The sequence below is a fragment of the Burkholderia sp. lig30 genome (assembly GCF_000687455.2).
Lineage (GTDB): Bacteria > Pseudomonadota > Gammaproteobacteria > Burkholderiales > Burkholderiaceae > Burkholderia.
In genome coordinates this window covers 1-17,335 of sequence record NZ_JGVW01000083.1, presented here as the reverse complement: position 1 = coordinate 17,335, position 17,335 = coordinate 1, and the positions used below count along the sequence as shown (strand labels likewise).

The following is a 17,335-nucleotide window of genomic DNA, read 5'->3' as shown; positions in this document are numbered from 1 at the left end:
GCGGGGTTCATTTTCCTTCGCCGTTCACGCCGGATGACCTCCACCCGTGAACTGCTCCGTTTCCCCTCTTCCGCGCCGCGTTTCCGTTAGCGCGAAAGAGGCGTGATTCTAGACATCCGCCCCGCGGTGCGCAAGAGGTTTGTGAAAAAATTTTTACAGTCGTGCAGCACGCGCCGCGTGCACTCCGATTGCAGCGGCAAGCAACGTCATGCGGCCAGCATGACCCCGCCGACGATCCCTATATAGTGGTCGATATCCGGCGTCACCTTCCCCTTCACTTTCGCCGCGTCATCCCAGCGGCGCAGACGCAACGCATCCTCCGCATAAGGACGCAGCAGGAACGCCTGCGCTTCGGCCTCGCCGAAGATGCCGCCCTGCAGCGCCAGACTTCGCATCGAGTCCGGCGACAGGGCGTCGTGGTAGCCGCGATCGATCCGGCACAGGCAGCGCTTCGCGTCGACATGCAGCCGCACCGGCTCCAGCACCGCGTCGGGCAGGATCGGCCGAAGGAACGGCAGCACATAGTATTGGTGTAGATCGTCGATGCCGCGCGCGCTGGGCGTCTCGCCCTGACGGTTCAGCAAATGCCCGAGATCGTGCAGGAACGCCGCTGCGATCAGCGCGTCATCCGCCCCGGCCTCCTCCGCCAGCAAGCCGCTTTGCAGCGCATGTTCGAGCTGCGTGACCGGTTCGCCGCTGTAGGCCACGTCACCGTGCTCGCGGTACAAGCCGCGAATGTCGTCGAGCGTCAATGCCATCGCGTCATCCCCAGGGCAGCGAAAAAGTCTTCAGGTTCGTAAAGCTCTTCATCGCTTCCTGAACCCCTTCCTTGTCGCCCAGCCCGGAATCCTTGACGCCGCCGAACGGCGCCAGCTCGATCCGGTAGCCAGGCACTTCCCAAACGTTCACGCTCCCCACCTTCAACTCGTTGACGAACCGTACGATCGCTTCCGCGCTGTCGGTGCATACACCGGACGACAGGCCGAACACCGTATCGTTGCTGATGCGGATCGCGTCGTCGATCGTATCGAATGAAATGATCGGCGACACCGGCCCGAAAGTCTCCTCGCGCACCAGTGTCATCGCCGGATCGACGCGATCGAGCACGGTCGGCGCGTACAGCGCGCCCTTGCGCACATTGCCGCTCAGCAGGCGCGCGCCTTGCGCGACCGCCTCGCCGACGCGCGCCTCGAACAGCCGGGCAGCGGCGACATCGATGACCGTGCCCATCTCGTTCGCCGGGTCGAACGGGTCGCCGTACGACCATCGTCGCGTCTTCTCGACCAGCAGCTCGGTGAATGCCGGTGCCGCGGCACGCTGCACCAGAATGCGCTTGACCGCCGTGCACCGCTGGCCCGAATTCCGGTACGAACCCTGCACGGCCAGCGACGCGGCGCGTTCCAGGTCGGCGTCGTTCAGGACGATCAGCGGATCGTTCCCGCCCAATTCCAGCACGACGCGCCGATACCCCGCCTTCGCCGCGATGTACTTGCCGATCGCCACGCCACCGGTGAAGGTCACGAGCGACGTGTGCGGATGCGTCAACAATTCGTCCGCGATTTCCCGTGGATCGCCGGTCAGGATCTGCAACATCGGTTCGGGCAAACCGGCTTCGTAGAGCAGGTCGGCGAAATAGAACGCCGACAGCGGCACCTTCTCCGACGGCTTCACGATCACGCGGTTGTTGGTCGCGATCGCCGGGGCCACCTTGTGCGCGACCTGATTCATCGGGTGATTGAACGGCGTGATCGCGACGATCACCCCGTCGAGCGGCTCGCGCTGCGAAAACACCCGCCGCGCCTTGCCGTGAGGCGTCAGGTCGCACGCAAAGCTCTGCGCGTCGTCGCGCAGCGCCTCGACCGACGCGAATTTCAGCACGTCGGCCACGCGGCCAATCTCGTAGCGCGAATCCTGCTTCGACAGGCCGGATTCGAGCGTGATGAGATCAGACGCCTCCTCCGCGCGTTCGCGCAGCAGCGCGGCGGCACGTTCGAGAATCTGCGAGCGCTCGTAGCGCGTCAGGCGCGGACGGTAGGCCATCGCATAGTCGAATGCCGCGCGCACATCGTCGGCGCTCGCAAGCGGCGCCGTGCCGACCCGCCGCCCTGTATACGGGTCCGTCACGTCGAAGGTGCGCGTCCGCGACACACGCTCGCCGCACAGACGCAACGCCTCCGCCCGAAACGCATCATGGTCGATCGGCGGGCCCGCTTTCATGAAGCGATCCGGTTCGGCGCGGCATCGGCCGACTCGGTCGGCCCGACCGACTTGACCGACTTGGCCGGAAACCAGTCGCGCCGGCCATCCATGCCAATCTGACTGTCCATCAGGTCGGCTCGCGTCATCGGCAGAACGTGCGCAGAAAGCGCCGCAACGAAAGGCGCGCAGCTCATCGCGCCGCACCGCGGCCGCGCGGCACGCGCGCGGCGATCAGCAGCAGCGCCGCCAGCGACGCACCGAGCATCAGCAACGACAACGCCGACGCGGGCAGATAGTAGCCGCGTTCCACCTGGCCGATCACGACGATCGGCACAGTCGCGAAGCCGGGCGGATAGACCGTCAGCGTCGCGCCCAGCTCGCCGAGCGACAGCGCGAAGCCGAGCGCGAGGCTCGCGCGCAGCGCCGGCACGAGTTGCGGCAGCAGCACGCGCCGCAGCACCATCGACGGCGGCGCGCCGAGACTGGCGGCGGCCTCGCGCAGCACGGTCAGTTCCGGTCGCAACACCGCGGCCGCGCAGCGATAGCAGAACGGCAAAATCAGCGCGAGCTGCACCAGCACGACGATCGCGGCGGAGCTCGACAGATCGACCGGCCGCTGGTGATACGCGATCAGCACCGCCAGCCCGAGCACGACGCTTGGCACGCCGTTGGGCATCATCACAAGCGCGTCGACGAGCGCGCCGATCCCGCGCCGGTCTCGCCCCTCCAGCGCAAGCGCCAGCCACAGGCCGAGGATCGTGCCGATCACCGCGACGCCGAAGCCGATTTCGAGGCTCGTCGCGAGCGCGCCGAATTCCTCCGAACCGAGCTGCTGGAACCAGCGCAGGCTGTAGCCCGACGGCAGGATCGTCCCGGACCAGCGGGTCGCGACGCTCGACAGCGCGACGACGATCACCGGCAGCACGAACAGCCAGAAGCACGCGAATGCGGCGAGCGCGAGCGCGGCGCGGGACGCATGCTTGAGCAGCGTGTCGCCCCAGTCCGCGTGGCGGCGCGGCATCGGCGCGCGCCCTGTACGGTAATCAGCGGACATCGCGCGCCCCTCCCGTGGCTCGCCGGCTCACCCGGCGATAGATCGCGTACAGCGCAAGCGACAGCGCCAGCATCACGACCGCGCCCGCCGACGCCGTCGGCAGATCGAGGTCGACCGTCGCGCTGCTGTAGATCGCGACCGGCAGCGTCACGAGTCGCGCACTGCCGAGCACCAGCAGGATGCCGAACTCGTTCAGCGTCAGCAGAAAGCACAGTACCGTGCCTGCCGCGATACCGGGCCACGCAATCGGCAGCACGACGCGCCGCGCGAGCATCCACCCGGTCGCGCCGAGGCTCCGCGCCGCTTCGACCAGTCGCAGATCGAGCGTCGTGAACGACGCCAGCGTCGGGCGCACGACGAACGGCGTGTAGAACACCGTCTGCGCAAGGATCACGCCGCCGAAGCCGAACAGGAAGTCGAGCGGCGGCGCGTCGAGGTGCAGCAGCCGCTGCAGCGCGATGCTGACCGCGCCTTGCGAGCCGTACAGAAAAATCAGCGTGAACGCCACCAGGAACGACGGGAAGGCGACATACAGCTCCAGAAAGCGCGTAGCGAGCGACGCGCCCGGGAACGGCCTGAAGAACAGCAGCGCGGCCAGCAGCACGCCGAGCAGCGACGCGGTGCCGGCGCTCGCGATCAGCACGCCGAGCGTCGAGACGAGCACGTTGCGCGTGTCGGGATTACCGAAGAAGTTCCGATAGGCGGCCAGGCTCAGCCCGTGCTCGCCCGTCAGGCTCAGCAGCACGAGCCGCGCCAGCGGATAGACGACGAGGGGGCCGAGCACGACCACCGCCAGCATCGCGAGATGCCAGTCGCCGAGACGCTTGCGCCGCTTCGCCGCCGCGGCATGCACGGCGGCGGACGCCCGCGCGCGCTGCGCCGTCGCGGCGGCCTCAGGGGGCAATGAGGACGACATCGTCTGCCTCGCAATGCAGGGAAACACGCGCGCCGCGTTCGGGCGCCGGGTTGCGGCCACGCTGCATGGTCACGCGCACCGGCTCTTCCGGCGCCGCATCGACCACGACCGAAATCCACAGATCCGCGCCCAGCCATTCGACCGACGCGACCGTGCCGTGCAGCCCGCCCGCCGCACGCGGCATCACGGTGAAACGCTCGGGACGCACGCACGCGACCTTGTCGCGCACGTCGTGCCGGGGATCGCCGAGCGGGAAGATCACGCGCGGCGGCAGCAGGTTCGCGGCGCCCAGATAGCGGGCCACGTAACCGTCGCGCGGCGTGTCGTACAACTGTTGCGGCGTGCCGAGCTGGGCGATGCGGCCGTCGCGCAGCAGCAAGGTGCGGTCGGACAGTACCAGCGCATCGTCGCGATCGTGGGTCACGCACACCACGGTCAGGTTCGGCAGGCGCTCGTGCAGCGCCTTCAGCTCGCTGCGCACCGACGCGCGCAGGTTCGCGTCGAGCGCGGACAGCGGCTCGTCGAGCAACAGCACGTCGGGCTCGATCACGAGCGCGCGGGCGAGCGCGACGCGCTGCTGCATGCCGCCCGACAACTGGGCCGGCATCTGGTGGCCCGCGTCGCCCAGCTGCACGAGCTTCAGCGCGTCGGCGACGCGGCGCGTCACCTCGGCCGACGGCATCCGCCGCGCGCGCAGCCCGAACGCGACGTTCTCGAACACCGACAGATGCGGAAACAGCGCGTAGTTCTGGAACAGCAGCCCCAGATTGCGCTTGTGCGGCGGCGCATCGGTCAGGTCGCGCCCGGCGACGGTCAGTGTGCCGGTCAGCCCGTCGGCCTTCACGAAGCCGGCGATGAAGCGCAGCAGCGTGGTCTTGCCGCATCCGCTCTTGCCGAGCACGGTCAAAAATTCGCCGGCGCCGATCGACAGCGACAGATCGTCGAGCACCGTGCGGGCGTCGTAACGCACGCTCAGGTGCTCGATCTGCACGCCGCCCGGCGCGCCGGACCGCAGCGTCGCGTGCGGTCCGGCGGCACCGAATGCGCCGGGGTAGGTCAGACTGGCGGTATCCACCGGATTCATCCTTTTTGTCTGCAGGCGGCGTGGGTGGCTTATTTCGGCTTGACGACGTCGGTCTGCTTGCCCGAGCTGCCGACCACGTCCTTCTTCCAGCGCTCGATCCAGACCGGCTTCTTCGCCATCACCTGCGTCCAGTCGACCGGGATCAGCTTCACGCCGGCGATCGCACGCTTCACCGCCTCGCCGTTCTTGCCGGCGAGCGGCACGTCCGTGCGGCCCGGAATGCCGAACATGTCAGGCACCTTCGCCTGCACTTCCGTTGACATCAGGTAGTCGATCAGCTTCTTGCCCACGTCCTGGTTCGGCCCGCCCTTGACGAGGCCGATGCCGTACGGCAGCTGGAACGTCGCCGGCTGCTCGCCCGCGCCCGCCGCGAGGAAGATCGGCTTGATCGACAGGCCACCGTGCTCGGCGTCGTCGAGATCCATCTGCAGATCGCCGTTGGCGACGCTGATCTCGTTGCGCGACAGCAGCACGTTCAGGTAGCCCGTGCCCTTGGTGTGGAACTTCACGCTCTGCGACAGCTTCGCGAGGTAGTCGAACGCCTTGTCCTCGCCCATCAGCGACGTCGTCAGGATCAGTACCGCCATCCCGTCGCCGGCCGTGGCCGGATTCGAGTAGGCGACCTTGCCCACGTAGTTCGGCGCGAGCAGATCGGCGAACGTCTTCGGCTGCTGCTTGACGACGTCCGGGTTGATTGCGAACGAGAAGTAGTTGTTGACGAAGGTCGCCCAGCTGCCGTCCTCCGCCTTCGCGATTGCCGGGACGTTCTTGTAGTTCACGCTCTGGTATGCCTGCAGCAGGCCCATCTGGCCCGCCTGCTGGATGAACGGCGGCAGCACGACGATCACGTCGGCCTTCGGCGAGCTTTTCTCGATGTTCGCGCGGTTGACCACCTCGCCGCTGCCGGCCGTCACGATGTTGACCTTCACCCCTTCCTTCTTCTCGAACGCCGGCAGCACGTCGCGGTAGAGGTTCTCCAGGCCGTCAGCCGTATACAGCACGACCGCGTTCGCCGCATGCGCCGGCAACGCGACACCCTGCAGCAGGCCGGCCGCGCAGGCGGCCACTGCGAACTTGCGAAACGCACCGGCAGCGGCGCGCGAGGAATTCTGCGATGTCATCTCACTTCTCCGTAGACGGAACACCAAACCGCCGGATGCGACCGGCTCCTGTTCTATATGGGCGAACCGTCAACCGGCCCGCCTCGACACTGCCGCCCGTTGCGGCTTCGTGCGGCAATCGAAGCATCACAGCGTTCGATGACACCCCCGTGACGACCACCACAATTTCCACAAAATGACACATTTTGCCAATATGATGTGCGTCATGCCGAGGCGCCGCCCGGCGTTCCGATCGAATTCGTTGGAGATAACGCGATGCCCGCAAGCGACCCGATTCTGCTCACTCCCGGCCCCCTCACCACCTCCGCCGCGACCCGCCAGGCGATGCGACGCGACTGGGGCTCGTGGGATACGGCGTTCAACCGGCTGACCGAAAGCGTGTGCGCCGACCTCGTCGACATCGCGCATGGCGGCGAAACCTATGTCTGCGTGCCGCTGCAGGGCAGCGGCACGTTCGCGGTGGAAGCGGCGCTCGGCACGCTGGTGCCGCGCGACGGCGTCGTGCTCGTCCCGGACAACGGCGCGTATTGCGCGCGCATCCTGAAGATCCTCGGCCGGCTCGGCATCGCGTCGGTCGCGCTGCCGTTCGGCGAGGACGCGGCCGTCGACCCGGCGGCGGTCGAAGCGGCGCTCGAACGCGATCCGCGCATCACGCACGTCGCACTCGTGCATCTCGAAACCAGCGCCGGCATCCTGAATCCGCTCGACGCGATCGCCGCCTGCTGCCAGCGGCACGGCAAGCGGCTGATCGTCGATGCGATGAGCTCGTTCGGCGCGCTGCCGATCACGCTCGAAGACAGCGGCATCGATGCGTTGATCTCGGCGAGCGGAAAATGTCTCGAGGGGGTGCCGGGCATGGGGTTCGCGATCGTCCGGCGCAGCCTGCTCGACGAATGCGAAGGGCGCTCGCCGTCGCTCGCGCTCGACCTCCACGACCAGTTCACGTACCTGCGCAAGACCGGCCAATGGCGCTTCACGCCACCGACGCACGTCGTCGCCGCGCTGCGCGCCGCACTCGACCAGTTTCACGCGGAAGGCGGCCAGCCGGCGCGTGGTGCGCGCTATGCGTCGAATTGCCGGACGCTCGTCGAGTCGATGCGCGCACTCGGCTTCGCGCCATTCCTCGACGCGAGCGTGCAGGCGCCCGTCATCGTGACGTTCCATGCGCCGGACGATCCGGCCTATCACTTCAAGGGGCTCTACAACGCGGTGCGCGATGCCGGCTTCATCCTGTACCCGGGCAAGCTCACGCGGCTGGAGACGTTCCGGGTCGGCTGCATCGGCGCGATCGACGCCGCCGACATTCGGCGGGCGGTCGCCGCGATCGCGCATGCGATCGAGACGCTCGGCATCGCGCTGCGCCGCGCATAGCCGAAAAAAAGCCCGGCGTTCGGAAAAACGCCGGGCTCAACACACGCCTACCGCCTGGAGATCGTTACAGGACGATCCGCTTGATGTCGCCAACCACGAAGATGTAGGACAGCGCGCCGATCAGCGCGATCACGCCGATGAACACCAGCGCACCGACGAACGAGCCGGTCGCGGCGACGATGAAACCCACCACCAGCGGCGTGATGATCCCGGCGAGGTTCGCCGCGAGGTTGAAGATGCCGCCCGTCACGCCGAGCAGGCCGTCCGGCGCGATGTCCGACACGAGGGTCCAGCCGAGCGCGGCCATCCCCTGCGCGAAGAACGCCACCGACATGATCGCGATCACCGCCTCGTTGCTCTGCACATAGTTCGCGAGAATGATCGTCGACGCGAGCAGCAGGCCGGCGATGATCGGCAGCTTGCGCGCGATGTTTGCCGACTTGCCGCGGCGCAGCAGCCAGTCGGAGAAGATCCCGCCGAACATCACGCCGACCGACGCGGCGATGAACGGCATCACCGCGAAAAAGCCGATCTTGAGCCAGCCCATGTGGCGCTCGGTCGCCAGGTACGTCGGGAACCAGGTCAGGAAGAACACGAGCGTCGAGTTGCCGGCGAACTGGCCGAGGCAGATGCCCGCGAGCTGGCGCTTCTTCAGCAGCTGGCCGGCCATGCGCCAGCTGAATTTCGCCTGCTCGGACTTGTCGTCCTTCTTCGCAGCGTGCACGAGGCCACCGCCCGCCTCGATGTACGCCAGCTCGGCGGCATTCGCGCCCCGATGGTCGCGCGGCTCCTGGTAGAACTTCCACCAGACGAGACCGAACACGATGCCGACCCCGCCGACCACCCAGAACAGCGAGCGCCAGCCGTACGCGCCCATCAGCGCGAACAGCACCGGGCTGAAGAACGCGAGCCCGATGTATTCGCCGACCGTGTAGGTGCCGGTCGCCATCGCGCGCTCGCTCTGCGGGAACCAGGTCGCGACGACACGGCTGTTGGTCGGGAAGCACGGCGCTTCCGTCACGCCGAGGCCGAGGCGGCACGCGAGCAGCGGCGACACGCCGTGCACGAACCCCTGCAGCAACGTGCACAGCGACCACAGCGTCATCGAGCAGTAATAGGTGACCTTGCTGCCGAAGCGGTCGAGGAACAGGCCGCCGGGCACCTGCATCACCACGTAGGTCCACGAAAACGCGGAAAACATGATGCCCATCACCGCCGCGTTGATGCCGAGCTCCTTGGTGAGCTGCGGCGCGGCCACCCCCAGCACCGTGCGGTCGAGGTAGTTGATCATCGTGCCGATCGCTAGCAGCGCGAGGATCCTGTATCGCGCCCTGGTCCGCCGGGCCGTGCCGGACGCCGGTGCGGCCTGAACCGGCGCCGCGTTCGTGCGGGTGGTGTGCTGCATGGTTGTCTCCTGGTCTCGTCTTTATCAAAAAGGGTCAGCGCGCCACGAGCGACTGAAAGTGCTCGAACATGCGCTCCGCGTCCGGCGTCCGTCCGGTGAAGATCTCGAACGCATCGACCGCCTGGTACACCGCCATCCCGCCGCCCGGCAGCGTGCGGCAGCCGGCTTCGCGCGCGGCCTTGATCAACGCCGTTTCGAGCGGGAAATAGACGATGTCGGCCACCCACATCCCCGGATGCAGCAACTCGGCGGGCAGCGGCAGGCCGGGATGCTTCGCCATGCCGGTCGGCGTCGCGTGGATCAGGCCCGTCGCGGCCCGCACCGCGGCCGCCAGCTCGCCGCCGGCCGTCACCGCCGCGGCCGGGAAGCGGCGCTGCAGTTCGTCGGCCAGCGCGCTCGCGCGCGTGGCGTCGACGTCGAAGATCGTCAGTTCGGCCGCGCCCATCGCCAGCGCGGCATGCGCGACGGCCGCGCCCGCGCCGCCCGCGCCAAGCTGCACGACGCGCGCGAGCGACGCGTCGGGCAGGCCGCGCCGGAACGACTTCGCGAAGCCGGACCAGTCGGTGTTGTAGCCGATCCGCTTGCCGTCCTTGAACAGCACCGTATTGACCGCGCCGAGCGCGCGCGCATCGTCCGACAACGCGTCCAGATGCTCGATCACGCGCTGCTTGCACGGATGCGTGATGTTCAGCCCGGTGTAGCCCATCTGCTCGGCGGCCGCGAGCAATTGCGGCAGCGCGTCGACGGTAACGCCGAGCGCATCGAGATCGATGCGCCGGTAAACGTAGCTGAACCCCTGGTGGTAGCCCTCTTCCTCATGCATCGCGGGCGACAGCGAGCCGCCGATGCCTTGGCCGATCAGGCCGATCAGATAGGACGGACGGCTCATTTCGATGCTCCTTGCGAAAGAATGGTCGCCATGCGCTGCAATGCGAGCACATAGCCGTCGGTGCCGCACCCGCAGATCACCGCCTCGGCGATCGCCGACACGTACGAATGATGACGGAACGGCTCGCGGCGATGCACGTTCGAGATATGCACCTCGATCACCGGCTTGCCGATCGCGGACAGCGCGTCGGCAAGCGCCACCGACGTGTGCGTGTAGGCGGCCGGGTTGATGACCACGCCGTGCGTGTCGTGGCGCGCCGCGTGCAGCCAGTCGATCAGCTGATGCTCGGCATTCGACTGCCGGAAATCGATCTCCAGCCCGAGCGCCTCCGCTGCGGTGCGGCAGCGCCGCTCCACGTCGGCCAGGGTCTCCGCGCCGTAGATGTGGGGCTCGCGCGTCCCCAACAGGTTCAGGTTCGGGCCGTTCAGCACCAGCACCTTCCGCTTGCTCATAGTTCAGACACTCCGAAAACAGGTGCGGACAACTATGCGATGCCGCACCATGACGTCAAGATACGGCGCTAGTCTGCGCTTGTGCGCGATCAATGTCTTTCGGGGTTTGCTCTAATTTGTACGATCCAGTTAGTTTGTATAATTGCCGGTACTGGCCTTGTAAATTCGGGGCATGGCGCATTCCGTGGTTAAGTAACCGGTTCATCCAACGGTTCATGCCGGCGGCGCCGCCCCGCTCACCCGCAGGACTTCCCCATGCAGCGCTCGATCGCCACCGTGTCACTTTCCGGCACCCTCGCTGAAAAGCTCACCGCTATTCAGGCCGCGGGTTTCGACGGCGTCGAAATCTTCGAGAACGATCTGGTGTATTTCGACGGATCGCCCGCCGACGTCCGGAAGATGGCCGCCGATCTCGGCCTCGACATCGTGCTGTTCCAGCCGTTCCGGGATTTCGAGGGCGTGAGCCCGGCGCAGCTCGCGCGCAACCTCGAGCGCATCAAGCGCAAGTTCGACGTGATGCACGCGCTCGGCACCGACCGCATCCTCGTCTGCAGCAACGTGTCGCCCGGCACGATCGCCGACGACGCGCTGCTCGTCGACCAGCTCGGCGTGCTCGCCGAGGCCGCGCGGCAGGCGGGCGTCGTCGCCGCATACGAAGCGCTGGCGTGGGGCCAGGTCGTCAAGACCTACGGCCATGCGTGGCGGCTCGTCGACGCGGTGAACAGCCCGCACCTCGGGCTCGCGCTCGACAGCTTCCATACGCTGTCGCTCGACGATTCGCCGGACGCGATCGCCGGCATTCCCGGCGACCGGATCGCGTTCGTCCAGATCGCCGACGCGCCGAAGCTCGCGATGGACGTCCTCGAATGGAGCCGCCATTACCGCTCGTTTCCGGGGCAGGGCGACTTCGACCTGGCGCGCTTTACCGCGCGCGTGATCGAGGCCGGCTATACGGGGCCGCTGTCGCTCGAGATCTTCAACGACGGCTTTCGCGCCGCGCCGACCGCGATCACCGCCGCGGACGGCCACCGCTCGCTGCTGTATCTCGAGGAGCTGACGCGCGCGCGGCTCGCCGCAGACGGCCGTGCGCCCGCCGCCGGCCAGCCGCTGTTCGCGCCGCCGGCGCCGCCCGCGCACGTCGGCTTCCAGTTCATCGAGTTCGCGGTGGACGCCGCGGCCGCGGCCAATGTCGCCGACTGGCTCGGCAAGATGCGCTTCCGCCTCGCCGGCCGCCACCGCTCGAAGGACGTGACGCTGTTCCAGCACGGCGCCGCGTCGATCGTGCTGAATGCCGAGCGCGACTCGTTCGCCGACGCGTTCTTCCAGCAGCACGGCCTGTCGCTGTGCGCGTCGGCGTTTCGCGTCGACGACGCGAAAGTCGCGTTCGAGCGGGCCGCCGGTTACGGCTACGCGCCGTTCTCCGGGCGCGTCGGCCCGAACGAGCGGGTACTGCCGAGCGTGAAGGCGCCCGACGGCAGCCTCGAATACTTCGTCGACGAAGCGCCGGACGCGCCGACGCTGTATGAATCCGATTTCGTGCTGACCGACATCGACGGCCCGAATGAAGTCGGCCCGCTCGCCGGCATCGATCACGTGTGCCTCGCGCTGCCGGCCGACGCGCTCGACACGTGGATCCTGTTCTTCAAGACCGCGTTCGGCTTCGAGGCCGAGCGCGGCTGGCTCGTGCCCGACCCGTACGGGCTGATGCGCAGTCGCGCGGTGCGCAGCGCGGACGGCTCGGTGCGGATCGCGCTCAACGCGTCGGTCGACCGGCATACGGCGGTGGCCGAATCGCTGAACCGCTACCACGGCACCGGCTTGAACCACGTCGCGTTCCGCACCGACGACATCGTGAAGGCGGTCGCCGAATTCTCGGCCGATGGCGTGCCGTTCCTGCGCATTCCGCGCAATTACTACGACGATCTCGCCGCGCGCTACGGGTTGCCGGACGCACTGATCGAGACGCTGAGCGCCCATCATCTGCTGTACGACCGCGACGAGCACGGCGGCGAATTCCTGCACGCGTATACGGAGCTGGTCGACAACCGCTTCTCGCTGGAGATCGTCGAGCGGCGCGGCGGCTATGACGGTTACGGCGCGACGAACGCCGCGGTGCGCCTCGCGGCGCAGGCGCAGCGCCGCAAATGACGCACGCGACCGTGCGACGCATCCTCGGCCGCCCTGCATGACAGCCGCAAGAAATGCACGCGGTACGGATGCGATCTCGCACGCAATCGCCGGCATCCGGCCGTTTCGCGAAGCCGGACGGCGCGGCGGCGCCGGCCAGCCGTTACACACTGTAACCACGCCGCGGGCGGCGGCCCCGCGGATTTAAGAATCGCTTAAGTCTTCGACGGCACCATCCGTCACCGTATCCGAATAAAGGAGGTCACCGATGAGCGCCGTAGAAACACGCGCGGCCAGCCCGGCCGCTCCCCCCGCCAAACCCAGGACGATGCTGCGCCGCCTGCTCAGCCATCATGAAATCGCCACGCTGCTGGTGCTGCTGCACGCGCCGATCGGCGCGAATGCGAAACCGGAACTGCCTGCGCTGCAGGAAGCCGGCCTGATCGAAATGGTCAAGCCGGATGCCGATACCCCGCCGAGCTTCCGCCTGACGGAAAACGGCACGGCCGTGCTGAAGGGCCTCGGCTACCGCTGAACCCGCGGCGCGTGCGCCGTGCCATCCCCGACGCGCGGGCAGGCGGCTGCGCCCGCCCGGCACCACCCCGTCAGCCGGCCCGCTCCTGCAGCAGCATCCGGTACTCCGTCGGCGTGACACCGACCGTCGCCTTGAACTGACGCGTAAACGCGCTGTGATCGGTATACCCGCACAGCGCAGCCACATCGGTCACCTTGTCGTGCGTGACCAGCAGCGCCGTCGCGGCATCGAGCCGCGTTTTCAGCAACACCTGCCGCGGCGTCAGGTGAAACACCTTGTGAAAGTAGCGCTCCAGCTGCGCGACCGACATCCCTGCCATCTGCGCGAGCTGTTTCAGGTTCAGCGGCTGAACGTAATGATCCTGGATGTACTGCACGACGTCCGCGAGCTTGCTGTATGCGGGATGCGAGCCCTCCTGCGCCTTCAGGTCGCGCGAGATGCCGGCGAGGCCGACCACCTGCCCGCTGGCATCGCGCAGCGGCTCCTTGCAGGTCAGGCACCAGCCCGGCTGGCGCCCCGCGTACAGATGCAGTTCGAGTTGATCGGTCAGTTGCTGGCCGGCGTTGATGATCGCCATGTCCTGCTCGACATAGCTGCGGCCGAAGCGGCGCGGGAACACCTCGTCGGCGGTCTTGCCGAGCAGGTCGCGCTTGTCCTTGTAGCCGCAGCGCATCGCCAGCGTGCGATTGACGAGCGCGTAGCGGCCGTTCGCGTCCTTCACGAAGAAGGCGACGTCCGGCAACGCGTCGAATACGGGTTCCAGCAGGCGGAAATGCGCGAGCATCGCGCCGAGATCGGCGTTGTCGGGCTGGTAGCGCAGTGTTTCAGACAGACTCATAGGCGGTACGGCAAATAGTGTCGTCATCCCGGCTTCCACGAATCGAAGGGCTGATGGCGTCGATTATAAGAAGACGCGCCTGTCCGCCGCCGTACCGTGATGCGTGCGCTCGCGTTGCGCGCGAGTCATGACACCGGGTGTTTTCCCCTGCATCGTAGGAATGGCGGCGCCCCGCGTCTTGGCCTCATTAAGCATTCTAAATGACGATTTCGGCATATATCAGGGTTATCGACAATATGCCGATATCGTCGCGAGCCACGCACTTAATCCGCAAGACGCGCCTATTTTCGCTACCTAGACTTCGCATCAAGGTCACGTGACGCGATCAGGCCACGCCGACGCGTATCACGCGGCGGATGCTGCAATCGCCATATCGTACGCCGATTTCGGCACAACCGAAATTGCCGTCGGGCGGCCGCGTGCCGCCGGCGCCGCGTCCACGTGTCCCGCAGTCGCCGCATTTCGTCCGGCTCACCAGGAACCGGCCGGCCGCCGAGCGCCGGTCCAACCATGCAACGAGGGGAAAGTGAAAGTGAAGCTGAAGGTATCGCACATCGCGCTGGCCGCCGCCTGCGCGCTGGCCGGCGCGCAAGCCGGCGCCGCCGACGTCGTCAAGATCGGTTTCGCCGCGCCGCTCACCGGCCCGCAATCGAACTACGGCGCGGACATGCAGAAGGGCGCGCAACTGGCCGTCGCCGATTTCAACGCGACCCGCCCGACGATCGGCGGCAAGCCCGTCACGTTCGAACTCGACTCACAGGACGACCAGGCCGACCCGCGCACCGGCACGACCGTCGCGCAACGCCTGATCGACGACAACGTCCGCGGCGTCATCGGCCACTTCAATTCGGGCACCAGCATTCCCGCGTCCGACCTCTACGACCGCGCCGGGCTGCCGCAGATCTCGATGGCCACGTCGCCGCAATACACCGCGCGCGGCTACAAGACGACCTTCCGGCTGCTGACGAGCGACGCGCAGGCGGGCCGCATCGTCGGCACCTATGCGGTCAGGAACCTGCACTTCAAGCGCATCGCGATCATCGACGACCGCACCGCGTACGGCCAGGGCATCGCCGACGAATTCGCGAAGGCAGTCCAGGCGGCGGGCGGCACGATCATCAAGCGCGACTTCACGAACGACAAGGCGCTCGATTTCTCCGCGATCCTGACCAACCTCAAGGGTCTCAATCCGGACGCGATCTTCTATGGCGGCGGCGACGCGCAATCGTCGCCGATGATCCGCAAAATGCGCCAGCTCGGCATCAAGTCGGCGTTCGTCACCGGCGAGATGTCGCGCTCGCCGACCTTCCTGAAGGTCGGCGGCGACGCGGCCGAAGGCGCGATCGTCTACATGGGCGGGCTGCCGAAGGAAAAGATGCCGGGCTTCGCCGGCTACGCCACACGCTACAAGGCACGCTTCAACGAAGACGTGATCACGTATTCGCCTTACTCGTACGACGGCACCATCGCGCTGCTCACCGCGATGAAGAACGCGAACTCCACCGATCCGAAGGTCTACGGCCCGTATCTCGGCAAGCTGTCGATCAAGGGTGTGTCCGCCGACCGGATCTCGTACGACACGAAGGGCGACCTGAAGGATGCGCCGGTGACGATCTACAAGGTCGAGCACGGTGCGTTCAAGCCGGTCGACACGATCGCCGGCAACTGACCCGCCGCCGCGCGTGGCGCAGGGACGGCCCGCCCGCCTCCATACGCCACGCGCGCGCCGCGCGCTACCCGAACATTCCCTCTCCGGGCGGGCATTCCGTCCCTGTTTCGCCCTCCTGTAGAATCATCCTCCACTTGCCTGACGCTCGTCTCCGCGCGCCCCACCCGGGCGACGCGGCTCGCGTTCCGTGCGCTCACCGGCGCACGGCACATCTCGTTCGACGACGCACGCCGCACGCCTGGAAACGCGGCATCCAACAATTACATTCGAAAACCGATCGTCCTGACCATGCAAGCAACCGAATTCACCGGCGTGCCGCACGCCGCGCAGCGCGCGCTGACGCGCCACGACTACAAGACCCTGGGCCTCGCCGCGCTGGGCGGCGCGCTGGAGTTCTACGACTTCATCATCTTCGTGTTCTTCGCGCCCGCGATCGGGCAGCTGTTCTTTCCGCACGACATCCCCGACTGGCTGCGCCAGCTGCAGACTTTCGGCATTTTCGCGGCGGGCTACCTCGCCCGCCCGCTCGGCGGCGTGATCATGGCGCACTTCGGCGACCTGGTCGGCCGCAAGCGGATGTTCACGCTGAGCGTGCTGCTGATGTCCGTGCCGACGCTGCTGATGGGCCTGTTGCCGACCTACGACACGATCGGCATCTTCGCGCCGGTGCTGCTGCTGCTGTTCCGCATCCTGCAGGGCGCGGCGGTCGGCGGCGAAGTGCCCGGCGCGTGGGTATTCGTCTCCGAGCACGTGCCGTCGCGCCACATCGGCTACGCATGCGGCACGCTGACGGCCGGGTTGACTGCCGGCATCCTGCTCGGCTCGCTCGTCGCCGCAGGCATCAACAGCCGCTATTCGAGCGCGCAGGTCGCCGACTTCGCATGGCGCATCCCGTTCCTGCTCGGCGGCGTGTTCGGCCTGTTCTCCGTGTACCTGCGCCGCTGGCTGCATGAAACGCCGGTGTTCGCCGAGATGAAGGCGCGCAAGACGCTGGCCGACGAGATCCCGCTCAAGGCGGTGCTGCGCGATCATGGCCGCGCGGTGGTGGTGTCGATGCTGCTGACGTGGATGCTGTCCGCGGCGATCGTCGTCGTGATCCTGATGACGCCGACGCTGCTGCAGAAGCAGTTCCACCTCGCGCCGGCGACGACGCTGTTCGCGAACAGCATCGCGACGCTGTGCCTGACGGCCGGCTGCATCTTCGCCGGCGCGCTCGCCGGATGGATCGGCCCGAAGCGCGTGCTCTCGATCGGCGGGCTGCTGCTGGCCGCGTGCTACTACCTGCTGTTCGCGCGCGTCGCGGCCGACGCGTCGACGCTCCCGCTCTTCTATGGCATCGCGGGCTTCACGGTCGGCACGATCGGCGTGGTCCCGTACGTGATGGTCAAGAGCTTCCCGGCAGTCGTGCGGTTTTCGGGGATTTCGTTCTCGTACAACGTCGCCTACGCGATCTTCGGCGGCCTGACGCCCGTGATCGTGTCGCTGATGATGAAGTCGAACCCGTTCGCGCCGGTCGCGTATGTCGCGACGATCTGCGTGCTCGGCGCCGTCGCCGTGCTGTTCTCGAAGGACGCCCGCTGAGCGCGGGTGCCTGTCGCCGAGGCCCGTCGAACGGGCCAAAGACCGGGCTGAAATCGAGCGGGCCGTGCGTCGAACGGCCCGCGCTAGCTCAACG

At 67.3% G+C, this 17,335-nt stretch carries 15 protein-coding genes; 5 read left to right on the top strand and 10 right to left on the bottom strand.

The window, feature by feature from the left end:
• Positions 1-206: 206 nt before the first annotated feature.
• The 6 genes from LIG30_RS14870 to phnS all read right to left on the bottom strand — a co-directional run bounded on the left by LIG30_RS14870 (position 207) and on the right by phnS (position 6,374).
• A complete protein-coding gene (locus tag LIG30_RS14870; RefSeq protein ID WP_038713378.1) occupies positions 207-758 on the bottom strand; it encodes a phosphonate degradation HD-domain oxygenase in 552 nt (183 codons plus the stop codon).
• Between the two features lie 4 nt (positions 759-762).
• Positions 763-2,217, bottom strand: a complete 1,455-nt coding sequence (gene phnY, locus LIG30_RS14865; RefSeq protein WP_038713377.1) for a phosphonoacetaldehyde dehydrogenase — start codon at positions 2,215-2,217, stop codon at positions 763-765.
• A gap of 172 nt (positions 2,218-2,389) precedes the next feature.
• Positions 2,390-3,253 carry a 2-aminoethylphosphonate ABC transport system, membrane component PhnV gene (gene phnV / locus LIG30_RS14855; RefSeq protein WP_038713375.1) on the bottom strand — a complete coding sequence of 288 codons (864 nt, stop codon included), beginning with the start codon at positions 3,251-3,253 and terminating at the stop codon, positions 2,390-2,392.
• Positions 3,243-4,169 carry a 2-aminoethylphosphonate ABC transporter permease subunit gene (phnU, locus tag LIG30_RS14850; RefSeq protein ID WP_038713374.1) on the bottom strand — a complete coding sequence of 309 codons (927 nt, stop codon included), beginning with the start codon at positions 4,167-4,169 and terminating at the stop codon, positions 3,243-3,245. Before phnU ends, phnV begins: the two co-directional genes overlap by 11 nt.
• Positions 4,147-5,253, bottom strand: a complete 1,107-nt coding sequence (gene phnT, locus LIG30_RS14845; RefSeq protein ID WP_038713373.1) for a 2-aminoethylphosphonate ABC transport system ATP-binding subunit PhnT — start codon at positions 5,251-5,253, stop codon at positions 4,147-4,149. The genes phnU and phnT overlap by 23 nt, the downstream gene beginning before the upstream one ends.
• Before the next feature lie 29 nt (positions 5,254-5,282).
• On the bottom strand, positions 5,283-6,374 hold the full coding sequence (phnS, locus tag LIG30_RS14840; RefSeq protein WP_038713372.1) for a 2-aminoethylphosphonate ABC transporter substrate-binding protein: 1,092 nt from the start codon (positions 6,372-6,374) through the stop codon (positions 5,283-5,285).
• Positions 6,375-6,629: 255 nt separating this feature from the next.
• Between phnS and LIG30_RS14835 the strand changes: the two genes are divergently transcribed.
• Complete coding sequence (locus tag LIG30_RS14835; protein WP_038713380.1) at positions 6,630-7,745, top strand: 2-aminoethylphosphonate--pyruvate transaminase; 1,116 nt, start codon at positions 6,630-6,632, stop codon at positions 7,743-7,745.
• 64 nt (positions 7,746-7,809) lie between these two features.
• On the opposite strand, the gene LIG30_RS14830 is transcribed toward LIG30_RS14835, so the two are convergent.
• Genes LIG30_RS14830 through aroQ form a run of 3 tightly spaced genes read right to left on the bottom strand, consistent with a single transcriptional unit; the run spans position 7,810 to position 10,491 of the window.
• Positions 7,810-9,150, bottom strand: coding sequence for an MFS transporter (locus LIG30_RS14830; RefSeq protein WP_038713371.1), 1,341 nt, complete (start codon positions 9,148-9,150; stop codon positions 7,810-7,812).
• Between the two features lie 34 nt (positions 9,151-9,184).
• Positions 9,185-10,039, bottom strand: coding sequence for a shikimate dehydrogenase (locus LIG30_RS14825; RefSeq protein ID WP_038713370.1), 855 nt, complete (start codon positions 10,037-10,039; stop codon positions 9,185-9,187).
• Entirely contained in the window at positions 10,036-10,491 is a 456-nt protein-coding gene (gene aroQ, locus LIG30_RS14820) for a type II 3-dehydroquinate dehydratase (RefSeq protein WP_038713369.1), read from the bottom strand. The genes LIG30_RS14825 and aroQ overlap by 4 nt, the downstream gene beginning before the upstream one ends.
• A gap of 255 nt (positions 10,492-10,746) precedes the next feature.
• Between aroQ and LIG30_RS14815 the strand changes: the two genes are divergently transcribed.
• Both LIG30_RS14815 and LIG30_RS14810 read left to right on the top strand, forming a co-directional pair.
• The gene (locus LIG30_RS14815) at positions 10,747-12,639 is read left to right on the top strand and encodes a bifunctional sugar phosphate isomerase/epimerase/4-hydroxyphenylpyruvate dioxygenase family protein (RefSeq protein WP_038713368.1); all 1,893 of its coding nucleotides are present in this window, start codon (positions 10,747-10,749) and stop codon (positions 12,637-12,639) included.
• Between the two features lie 247 nt (positions 12,640-12,886).
• Complete coding sequence (locus LIG30_RS14810; protein ID WP_038713367.1) at positions 12,887-13,153, top strand: hypothetical protein; 267 nt, start codon at positions 12,887-12,889, stop codon at positions 13,151-13,153.
• Positions 13,154-13,223: 70 nt separating this feature from the next.
• On the opposite strand, the gene LIG30_RS14805 is transcribed toward LIG30_RS14810, so the two are convergent.
• Positions 13,224-14,018: an AraC family transcriptional regulator gene (locus LIG30_RS14805; RefSeq protein ID WP_038713366.1), complete on the bottom strand. Its 795-nt coding sequence runs from the start codon at positions 14,016-14,018 to the stop codon at positions 13,224-13,226.
• A gap of 505 nt (positions 14,019-14,523) precedes the next feature.
• Here LIG30_RS14805 and LIG30_RS14800 point away from each other — a divergent pair.
• Together LIG30_RS14800 and LIG30_RS14795 are read left to right on the top strand one after the other, a co-directional pair.
• On the top strand, positions 14,524-15,660 hold the full coding sequence (locus LIG30_RS14800) for a branched-chain amino acid ABC transporter substrate-binding protein (protein ID WP_083494050.1): 1,137 nt from the start codon (positions 14,524-14,526) through the stop codon (positions 15,658-15,660).
• 288 nt (positions 15,661-15,948) lie between these two features.
• Positions 15,949-17,241 carry an MFS transporter gene (locus LIG30_RS14795; protein ID WP_038713365.1) on the top strand — a complete coding sequence of 431 codons (1,293 nt, stop codon included), beginning with the start codon at positions 15,949-15,951 and terminating at the stop codon, positions 17,239-17,241.
• Positions 17,242-17,335: the final 94 nt, after the last annotated feature.

What these genes read in the sequence shown, in the direction of transcription:
- LIG30_RS14870 (WP_038713378.1), bottom strand. Translation starts at nt 758, where the DNA reads ATGGCATTGACGCTCGACGACATTCGCGGCTTGTACCGCGAGCACGGT.
- phnY (WP_038713377.1), bottom strand. Translation starts at nt 2,217, where the DNA reads ATGAAAGCGGGCCCGCCGATCGACCATGATGCGTTTCGGGCGGAGGCG.
- phnV (WP_038713375.1), bottom strand. Translation starts at nt 3,253, where the DNA reads ATGTCCGCTGATTACCGTACAGGGCGCGCGCCGATGCCGCGCCGCCAC.
- phnU (WP_038713374.1), bottom strand. Translation starts at nt 4,169, where the DNA reads ATGTCGTCCTCATTGCCCCCTGAGGCCGCCGCGACGGCGCAGCGCGCG.
- phnT (WP_038713373.1), bottom strand. Translation starts at nt 5,253, where the DNA reads ATGAATCCGGTGGATACCGCCAGTCTGACCTACCCCGGCGCATTCGGT.
- phnS (WP_038713372.1), bottom strand. Translation starts at nt 6,374, where the DNA reads ATGACATCGCAGAATTCCTCGCGCGCCGCTGCCGGTGCGTTTCGCAAG.
- LIG30_RS14835 (WP_038713380.1), top strand. Translation starts at nt 6,630, where the DNA reads ATGCCCGCAAGCGACCCGATTCTGCTCACTCCCGGCCCCCTCACCACC.
- LIG30_RS14830 (WP_038713371.1), bottom strand. Translation starts at nt 9,150, where the DNA reads ATGCAGCACACCACCCGCACGAACGCGGCGCCGGTTCAGGCCGCACCG.
- LIG30_RS14825 (WP_038713370.1), bottom strand. Translation starts at nt 10,039, where the DNA reads ATGAGCCGTCCGTCCTATCTGATCGGCCTGATCGGCCAAGGCATCGGC.
- aroQ (WP_038713369.1), bottom strand. Translation starts at nt 10,491, where the DNA reads ATGAGCAAGCGGAAGGTGCTGGTGCTGAACGGCCCGAACCTGAACCTG.
- LIG30_RS14815 (WP_038713368.1), top strand. Translation starts at nt 10,747, where the DNA reads ATGCAGCGCTCGATCGCCACCGTGTCACTTTCCGGCACCCTCGCTGAA.
- LIG30_RS14810 (WP_038713367.1), top strand. Translation starts at nt 12,887, where the DNA reads ATGAGCGCCGTAGAAACACGCGCGGCCAGCCCGGCCGCTCCCCCCGCC.
- LIG30_RS14805 (WP_038713366.1), bottom strand. Translation starts at nt 14,018, where the DNA reads ATGACGACACTATTTGCCGTACCGCCTATGAGTCTGTCTGAAACACTG.
- LIG30_RS14795 (WP_038713365.1), top strand. Translation starts at nt 15,949, where the DNA reads ATGCAAGCAACCGAATTCACCGGCGTGCCGCACGCCGCGCAGCGCGCG.